Annotated in this window: 1 protein-coding gene and 2 pseudogenes; 1 reads left to right on the forward strand and 2 read right to left on the reverse strand. The window is 58.1% G+C overall.

The annotated features are described in order from the left end of the window. Positions 1–350: 350 nt before the first annotated feature. Positions 351–734 (forward strand): annotated as a pseudogene (yhhY, locus tag ACS72_RS00040) (N-acetyltransferase); the annotation flags it as partial. Here yhhY and ACS72_RS00045 read toward each other — a convergent pair. Together ACS72_RS00045 and ACS72_RS00050 are read right to left on the reverse strand one after the other, a co-directional pair. After that, the gene (locus tag ACS72_RS00045) at positions 707–1,078 is read right to left on the reverse strand and encodes a PfkB family carbohydrate kinase (RefSeq protein WP_212771636.1); all 372 of its coding nucleotides are present in this window, start codon (positions 1,076–1,078) and stop codon (positions 707–709) included. The pseudogene yhhY and the gene ACS72_RS00045 overlap by 28 nt on opposite strands. A 27-nt stretch (positions 1,079–1,105) precedes the next feature. Further along, positions 1,106–1,435, reverse strand: a pseudogene (locus ACS72_RS00050) (MFS transporter); the annotation flags it as partial. Between the last annotated feature and the right edge of the window lie 8 nt (positions 1,436–1,443).

Consider the following 1,443-nt stretch of genomic DNA (forward strand, 5'->3'; position numbering starts at 1 on the left):
CATGACCGCCATGACGATGATCAGGGTCGCCACCCCCAGCATGATGCCGATGAACGAAAAGCCGGCGATCACCGAGATGAAGCCTTCCTTTCGCCGGGCGCGCAGATAGCGCAGCGACAGCATCCATTCGAAGGGCGAGAAAGGTCTTGTTCCGGTTTGATCAGACATCGTGCGTTCGGTTTGGGCGAACCGCGGGCGCGGGCGCGTCCTGCACAAACTATCTGATTCAGGCCTTCTCGCGACGGGCTTCAGGCGGTTTTTCCAAAGCCGTCGAACCGGGCCGCCGTTTCAGGCCGCATTGACCTTGCGGAACCGGTTGAAGAAGGCGAAGGGCGCGCCCGACAGCAGCACGTCGAAATAGGCAGGAGCGACTCGCCGATCGTCCCGGCATCAAGCAACTCGTCGCCTGTATTGATGGAGACGTCGTGGGCCATCTCACCATTGACGTGCAACAGCGCCCACGCCGCAGTCATGTTGCCGATTTTGGTATCTGTGTCGACTCTCGTTGGAAGAACCGCGGCGTCGCCAGCGCCCTGATGCGAGAGATGATTGAAATGTGCGACAACTGGTTGCGGGTAGATCGCATTGAACTAACCGTGTTTGTCGATAACGCCCCGGCAATTAAGGTCTATAAAAAATACGGCTTTGAAATTGAAGGGACTGGTAAGAAGTACGCATTGCGTAATGGTGAATATGTCGATGCATATTATATGGCGCGGGTCTGCGCCAGATAGGCGCCGTGCCCCCGGTGCAGGATGTCGAAACAGCCGTTGGTGAACCCGACCTTCAGCCCCTGGCGCCGCCAGCCCTCGACCTCGGCCGCCAGTTCGTCCAGCGGCGTCCCCTTGGCGACGGCCGCGCTGGCGTGCTGGCTGACTTCGGCCTCGATCAGTTCGGCGGGCGTGACGACGGCCGTCCCCGCCTTGCCGACCACGACGCCCGAAGCCAGGATGGCGAACTGCACCGCCGTCTCCAGCGACGCCCCCGCCCCAAGCGCCAGGCCGATGGCGGCCAGGCCGGTGTCGCCGGCGCCCGACACGTCGAACACCTCGCGCGCGCGGCCTGGGAAATGCTTCACCGCCCGCATCTTTTGCGGCGCATATTAAGACGTCAGTGCTACCAGGATTGGCATTACACCACCACTGCCTAAACCAGCAAGGAAACGTAAAATACCAAATTCAGACGGGATCGACGCCAAACCGACCGCGAACGTTAAACCACTAAACAGCACGATACAGATCATGATAACTTTTTTACCGCCAATCTTGTCTGCCAGCGAACCAAAAATCATGACACCAAACATCATGCCTGCAAGTGCTGTACTGGCCAGCATACCTGCTTGTACTGCGCTTAAGCCCCAATCCTGCATTAAGAGTGGCAGCGTCACACCATTAATTGCTAAATCGTAGCCATCAAATCAGCTAATGAGTAAACACTAAGCAA

This window comes from Acinetobacter sp. VT 511 (assembly GCF_001077515.1).
Taxonomy (GTDB): domain Bacteria; phylum Pseudomonadota; class Gammaproteobacteria; order Pseudomonadales; family Moraxellaceae; genus Acinetobacter; species Acinetobacter schindleri.